General features: G+C 33.5%; 7 protein-coding genes. 3 read left to right on the forward strand and 4 right to left on the reverse strand.

The genetic code is table 11. The features are described 5' to 3' along the window. The 4 genes from CKF54_RS06920 to CKF54_RS06935 all read right to left on the reverse strand — a co-directional run. A partial coding sequence (locus tag CKF54_RS06920) for a hypothetical protein (RefSeq protein WP_147396841.1) occupies positions 1-227 on the reverse strand: 227 nt, incomplete at its 3' end. A gap of 291 nt (positions 228-518) precedes the next feature. Continuing rightward, entirely contained in the window at positions 519-2,258 is a 1,740-nt protein-coding gene (gene dld, locus CKF54_RS06925; protein ID WP_119525626.1) for a D-lactate dehydrogenase, read from the reverse strand. Positions 2,259-2,508: 250 nt separating this feature from the next. After that, positions 2,509-3,222: an epoxyqueuosine reductase QueH gene (locus tag CKF54_RS06930; protein ID WP_222987562.1), complete on the reverse strand. Its 714-nt coding sequence runs from the start codon at positions 3,220-3,222 to the stop codon at positions 2,509-2,511. Between the two features lie 26 nt (positions 3,223-3,248). Continuing rightward, positions 3,249-4,229, reverse strand: coding sequence for a polyprenyl synthetase family protein (locus CKF54_RS06935; RefSeq protein WP_119525627.1), 981 nt, complete (start codon positions 4,227-4,229; stop codon positions 3,249-3,251). Positions 4,230-4,630: 401 nt separating this feature from the next. Here CKF54_RS06935 and rplU point away from each other — a divergent pair, with 401 nt between their 5' ends. From rplU to cgtA, 3 genes are all read left to right on the forward strand, one after another. After that, positions 4,631-4,936: a 50S ribosomal protein L21 gene (gene rplU, locus CKF54_RS06940; RefSeq protein WP_119525628.1), complete on the forward strand. Its 306-nt coding sequence runs from the start codon at positions 4,631-4,633 to the stop codon at positions 4,934-4,936. A gap of 63 nt (positions 4,937-4,999) precedes the next feature. Beyond that, positions 5,000-5,260: a 50S ribosomal protein L27 gene (gene rpmA, locus CKF54_RS06945; protein WP_119525629.1), complete on the forward strand. Its 261-nt coding sequence runs from the start codon at positions 5,000-5,002 to the stop codon at positions 5,258-5,260. 61 nt (positions 5,261-5,321) lie between these two features. Then, positions 5,322-6,611 (forward strand): Obg family GTPase CgtA, encoded by a 1,290-nt coding sequence (gene cgtA / locus CKF54_RS06950; protein ID WP_119525630.1) that lies wholly within the window; start codon positions 5,322-5,324, stop codon positions 6,609-6,611. Positions 6,612-6,687: the final 76 nt, after the last annotated feature.

Below are 6,687 nucleotides of genomic sequence, written 5' to 3' on the forward strand. Positions count from 1 at the left end.
GGATAAGGAGCATTATTTTTGTCATAAATTTCAAAGTAATTAGCATTTGGAATAAAACTTTCTTTACCATCTTCTTCAATTACTAGTTTACCAATTAAAAATTGTGAATATTTTGGTTTTCCATCGATTTTATACTGGTATCCTCTAAATAAAACGTTTTGAATATTTGAAGATCTAGTAGCTTTAATAACGATTTTTTCTAATGGTAAAGAGTAAGTTTTATTCATAATTTTGGTCAAGAATTATTGCAAAAGTCTAAAGGATAAGTGCAGGGCAGTCTGCCCTGCACTATTATAACATAGTTTAACTTTTTAATCTTGATTTTTTATTGTTTTTTATGCAAAAAGATTTTAACCCCTCTTTATAGATTTTTAAGAATTTCGGGAATCCCTATTTAGAATCGGTTTAGGATATTTAAGCTACCGATTATTTTCTGATATTTTTAATTAAATTAATACACTTTGAAAACGATTAATACCCTCCAGATAATCCTAGAGGGTATTAATGAATTTTACTAATTAGTGTTCATGACCGCAGTTACAACCACCTTCTGCCCAGTTTTTAAGTTTAGTAGTTTTACCAACACCAGGGTTAAATGAGTTAGTTGGGTCAATAGTTTTATAGTGTTTCACTAAAGGCTCTTGTGCATGATATAAATGACCTACGTTGTGTTCTGCAGGATATTGTGCACCTCTTGCTTTTAATGTTTCAAGAATTTCTTCTTCCACTGCTAACGGATCTAATGGTTTCTTGATCATGTAATCTTGGTGGAATACGTGACATAAGAAGTGACCATAATATAATTTACCAGCTAATTTAGCTTCAATTTCTTCTGGTAAATGCTCGAACCATTCAGAATCATTTCTTCTTAATGCTACGTCAATAGCACAGATGTCAACTTCTTTAGGGTGACATTCACGGTATCTAATTGCTGCACCTGCAATTGAGAAACGGTGTAGACCGGCAATCTTAGCTTCTTTTGGTGTACATTTGAAGAAGCCACCATTATCCTTACCTTTATTATTGAAGTAGTCTTCTAACCATTTATTCATATCATCAATCATATTGTCACCAACTACTAGTAATAAGTGGTGTTCATATAATTTATGATACTCTTCCATTTTTTCTGTTAATAGATTTGGAAGTAATGCAGAAAGACCTTGTAATAAACGATCTGAATTAGGGATACCAGGAATCTTACCAATTGTTCTATCGTAGAACGCTTTTAGCGCGTATAGTTTTGGAATATATTTAGTACCAAACTTATCGATTACAAATAGAGTATCTTTACCGTATTTTTTACCGATAGCATATGCTTCTTTATGGATGTATTCACCTGAAATAGGTAATCTACCATCGAACTCAGTTAATGCTGCACGTCTTACATCTGTTAGTACATTAATATCATTTGAACCAATGTAGAACATTTGAGATCTTTTTGGTTTTTCAAATGTATCAAGTCTTACAGCAAATACAGCTAAGTGACCAGCTGAACCTGAAGCTTCTTTTAAACGCTCTGGGTCATTGTTGTAACGAGCTGGAGTATCTTCATCAACTAGTACTACTTTTTCTTTATAATCAGTTGAAGAAGCACGTTTGCTATTATCAACGATATTACCATCAGAATAATCACCATTCTGTAGTTTTTCTAGGATAACTAGCGGATCTTCAGATCCAAAATCAATACCTAAATTGTTGATAAATTCAAACTCACCTTTTTCATTGATGCGAGCATAACAAGCGTACTCTGTAAAAGAAGGACCACGTTGTACAAGTGAACCACCAGAGTTATTACAAACACCACCAATTACAGAAGCACCAATACATGAAGAACCAATTACTGAGTGAGGCTCTCTACCAATTTTTGCAAGTTCATCTTCTAACTTATATAGAGTTGCACCTGATAAGCAAACTACTTGCGTTTGGTTATTAATAATTTTAAAGTTATCGATTCGTAGGGTGTTGATAACGATATTTGGACGATCGTAATCATTACCAAATGGTGTAGAACCACCAGTTAAACCTGTGTTCGCTGCTTGTGAAATAACAATTACATCATTTTCAGCTGCTAGTTTTACAACTTTATAGTACTCTACTAGGTTTTTAGGTCTAACAACTGCTAGTGTTTCACCTTCACCATATCTAATACCTTTACGAAAACGTGCATTTTCAGTTGCATCAGTTATACAATGACTTTTACCAACGATATCTTCGATTTTGTTGATAAAACCTGAGTATTCTTTTTTATCGAAATTCATAGTATTTTTACTTTATTATCGTTCAGATTTTACTTAGAATTAAGCAGCTCTTATATATGACTGCTAACTAAATCTTTCACACAAGTTTTTGGAATAATAGTTCTACTAATTGCTATAAAATATTAGTGTACCTTGTATATTCTACGCCTAATTATGCAAAAAATCCATTCTTTTAATTTAATTTTCACAAAACTTTTTAAGAGCTCTAGAAATTCTCTATTAAAACCGCTACTTTTTAAGTAATTAAAAATTAAACACAATCATTAGTTTCTTTATTGAAGGTATAGTACTCTACACCAATCTTGATCTTTTCTTTACCCACACTTTCCCTATAAGTATTAGTATCTCTTAAACTATATACGCAACCACAATACTCTTGCTTATAGAAGCGTTCACGTTTAGAGATTTGAATCATGCGAGAAGACCCACCACCTTTACGCCAGTTAAAATCCCAGTAATCAACATCATCGTAAGGAGCGGCTGCTCTGATCCCGCAATCAGTAACTTGATCAAAGTCTTTCCATCTACTAATACCTAGGCAACTAGTAAAAAGATCAAAACCATTGTCATGAGCATATCTTGCTGTAACCTCAAAGCGCATGTCAAAACATTCTGTACATCTACGCCCACGCTCTGGATCCCACTCCATACCTTCTGTTCTATCAAACCAATCTTTTCTGTTGTAGTCCCAATCTATAAAAGGAATTCCTAACTTTTCGGCATAACGAACATTTTCATCTTTTCTAATTAAATATTCTTTTAAAGGATGTATATTTGGATTATAAAAGAAAATAGTGAATTCAATTCCTGAAGCCATCAAAGCTTCCATTACCTCACCAGAACATGGTGCACAGCAAGAATGTAACAATAATTTTTTCTTACCCTCTGGTAAAGTTAATTGCTTCCTTCCTGTCATTGTATCCAGTAATGTTTTTACATTAACTGAAGATGAATTATCAGTCATATATGATTTTTAATACCTATTTATAATTATGCTACTCTTCTAACACTCAAATCTGCTAATTCAAGCAGTGCTGATTTTACTTTTTCATTAGAGGTTTCTACGGATAAGATGATTTCTTTAGCTTTATCTGCTTCTTGGTAAGCTCTTTGCATACTGTAGTCAAAACAATTTAATGCTTGCATACGCTCAACTACATAATCTAAGACCTCTACTCCCTTTCTTTGCATGATAATATCTTCAACTAAAGCCTTATCATCTTGATTACCTACTTCTCTTAAACGTATTAATGGCAGAGTTGGTTTTCCCTCGGCTAAATCATCACCTCTAGACTTACCTGACTCTTCTTTTGAGCTTAGATAATCAATTACATCATCTGCTATCTGAAAACCAGTTCCTAAGTAAGAACCAAATTTAGCTAACTGTAACTGTAAGTTCTTATCTTCAGGATATTTTAGCAATGCTATTGCATGACAACACACTTCAAAAAGTCTTGCTGTTTTACTATAAATTACAGAGAAATACTTTTCTTCATTGATCGTTAGGTCACCTAAATTAACTAATTGACGAACTTCCCCTTCAGATATTACATTAACTGCTTCTGTGTAAAGAGTCATTAAATCAGTATCATTAAATTGTGCAATTAATTGAAAAGCTCTTGTATAGACAAAATCACCTACTAAAACAGCAGCTGGATTGTTATACTTTTTATTTGCGGTTGGCAAACCTCTACGCATTGATGAATCATCCACTACATCATCATGTAAAATGGTTGCTGTATGGATTAATTCAGTTATCGATGCTATCTTTATAGCTAGCTTTTTATCAACACTTAGTAATTTTGCAAAAAGCAAAGTTAAAATAACACGAATACGTTTGCCACCTGAATTTATAATGTAAGATGACACATCATTAATTAAATTTATATCACTTCTCGTGTACTCTATTAAATGCTGATTAACTTCATTCAGTTCCGATTCAACTAGAGAGAATATTTCTTTTAGTCCCATACTTTAAATTCTAAATTTTATATTTAAGTTAAAACTTGCTATATAAGATAAGTTTTATTCAATAAACTTGTATTTATTGCTTATTATATATTTTCTTAGCGACAATAAAAACTTTTCTTAACCTCTTCGACTTTAGTCAGAGTATAAATATTATATTTTTTTCTTGCCTTTTCTCTTTTACTGTAGTATAATATAACCGATTTTTAAAAAACACAATTCAACGTCTATAAGGTTTAGACAGTATTAACTGCAAAAGAAGATCCTTAGGTCTTCTATTTTTCTGTTTCTAAATCCTTTTACATTATTTATTTTGAGTGCATAGAGTAAGCTACCTACGAGGTAACTCGCCTATTAGATACTCACAAGATGTTAGACGTTAACAATTTTGGAGCATTCCTTAAATGTACGCTGTAATTAGAACAGGCGGTAAACAATACCGTGTAACTGAAGGTCAAACTCTTTCAGTTGAAAAATTAGACGCAAATGATCAAGTAACTTTTGATGAAGTTTTATTAGTTGCTGACGGTGATAAAGTAACAATTGGTACTCCAGTGGTTGCTGGTGCTAAAGTTACTGCTAAAGTAGTTGAACAATATCGTGGCGAAAAAGTACGTATTGTTAAATTCCGTCGTCGTAAACACTCTTTAAAACAAGCTGGTCATCGTCAATATTTAACTAAAGTAATTATTACTGGTATCTCTGCTTAATATTTAAGCTTATATAATTTTTAACAAAGTTATAAATAGATACACAACTGGAGAATAGAAAAAATGGCAACGAAAAAAGCCGGTGGTTCTACTAAGAACGGACGCGAATCACATAGTAAACGTCTAGGTGTTAAACGTTTTGGTGGTGAGCAAGTGGTAGCAGGTAACATCCTAGTTCGTCAACGTGGTACAGCATTCCACGCTGGTGCTAACGTAGGTATCGGTCGCGACCACACTCTATACGCTTTAGAATCAGGTAAAGTTGTATTCGAAACTCGCGGTAAAAACAACCGTCGTGTAGTAAGCATCCTTCCTGAAGCTTAATTATTTACACTTAAAGAACCGCAACTTTGCGGTTCTTTTCTTTATATTTTAGAAATAATATATGAAATTTATAGATGAAGCAGTAATCACTATTGAAGCTGGAGACGGCGGAAATGGTATCGCAAGCTTTAGAAGAGAAAAATACGTACCAGATGGTGGTCCTGACGGTGGTGATGGCGGTGATGGTGGTGACGTTTACTTAGTTGCTGACAATAATCTAAACACTCTTATTGACTACCGTTACATTCGTGCTTACAGAGCAGAACGTGGACAAAATGGTCAAAGTTCAAACTGTACAGGTAAAAGAGGTAACGATCTAATTTTATCTGTTCCTGTAGGAACAAGAGCTACTGACGTGCATACAGGAGAATTAGTAGGTGAGTTATTAACCCCTGGTAAAAAACTCCTAGTTGCTAAAGGTGGATATCATGGATTGGGAAATGCTCGTTTTAAAACCTCAACAAACCGAGCTCCTAGACAAAGAACTCTTGGTACTCCTGGGGAAAAGCGTGAAATAATGCTAGAGCTAATGCTAATGGCTGATGTTGGTCTATTAGGCTTACCTAATGCTGGTAAATCAACTTTTATTAGCTCTATTTCTAATGCACGTCCGAAAATTGCTGATTATCCATTCACAACATTAGCGCCAAGCTTAGGCGTTTGTCGTATAAGCCAAACACAAAGCTTTGTTATTGCAGATATTCCTGGATTAATTGAAGGAGCTGCTGAGGGGGTTGGTTTAGGTATACGTTTCCTTAAACACTTAGAGAGATGCCGTATCCTTCTACATTTAATCGATATCAATCCTATCGATGGTTCTAATCCTGTTGAAAATGCCAAAACCATTTTTAATGAGCTAACAAAATACTCACAAAAATTAGCTGAAAAAGAAATCTGGTTAGTTTTCAATAAATGCGATACTCTTCCTTATGAAGAAGCTAAAAAATTAGCAGAACAATATCGTGAAGAACTAGGTTGGACTGATAAACATTACTTAATATCAGCTGCAACTAAACAAGGCGTTGATGATCTAACTCGCAACTTGATGAATTACATCGAAGAAAATCCTCGTGAGCTAATTGAAAATAAAGTTAATACAGAATTCAACTGGGATAAAGAACCTGAAGCAAAAGATGCTTATGCTTGGGAAGATGAATTCTATGACGATGAAGATTACTTTGATGATGAAGAATTTCTCGATGATGAGTTACTTGAAGACGAGCTTTTAGATGATGAAGATTTAACTCTTGATGAGTTAGATCAAGATGAAGAAATTTTTGAAGATGAAGAAGACTTTGAAGACTTTGAAGACGATGAAGACTTTGAAGACAATCTTGATTTAGAAAAATAATTTTTTTCATTAGGGATTCCCGAACAAAGTAGAAGCTAATGATTAAATATCCCTAAATTTCTTACCTTTACATTAA

The organism is Psittacicella hinzii, from assembly GCF_003585885.1.
In the GTDB taxonomy this organism is placed as follows: domain Bacteria; phylum Pseudomonadota; class Gammaproteobacteria; order Enterobacterales; family Psittacicellaceae; genus Psittacicella.